Here is a 417-nt window from a genome sequence, read left to right as displayed (position 1 = left end):
TCTATAACGAAGACGGCTCCGTTAAGGGCGTCGCGACCGGGAACCTCGGCATCGGCAAGGACGGCGAGCCGACCGAAAATTTCCAGCTCGGCATGGAACTGCACGCGAAGTACACGCTGTTCTGCGAGGGCGCGCGTGGGCATCTCGGGCGGCAACTGAGCGACAGGTTCAGGCTGCGCGATGGCGCCGATCCTCAGGTCTACGGCATCGGCATCAAGGAACTGTGGGAAATCGATCCCGCGAAGCACAAACCGGGCCTCGTGATGCACACGGCCGGCTGGCCGCTCGAGAACGATACGTACGGCGGCTCGTTCCTTTATCACCTGGACAACAACCAGATCGTGGTCGGCTTCGTCGTTGGTCTTGGCTATTCGAATCCGTATCTGTCGCCGTTCGAGGAATTCCAGCGCTACAAGA

General features: G+C 60.4%; 1 pseudogene. It reads left to right on the top strand.

The features are described 5' to 3' along the window. A pseudogene (locus F3J19_RS32335) lies at positions 1-417 on the top strand (electron transfer flavoprotein-ubiquinone oxidoreductase); the annotation flags it as partial.

Source organism: Burkholderia sp. Ax-1724 (genome assembly GCF_011752995.1).
Classification (GTDB): domain Bacteria; phylum Pseudomonadota; class Gammaproteobacteria; order Burkholderiales; family Burkholderiaceae; genus Paraburkholderia.
This window is presented reverse-complemented; position numbering and strand designations above follow the sequence as displayed.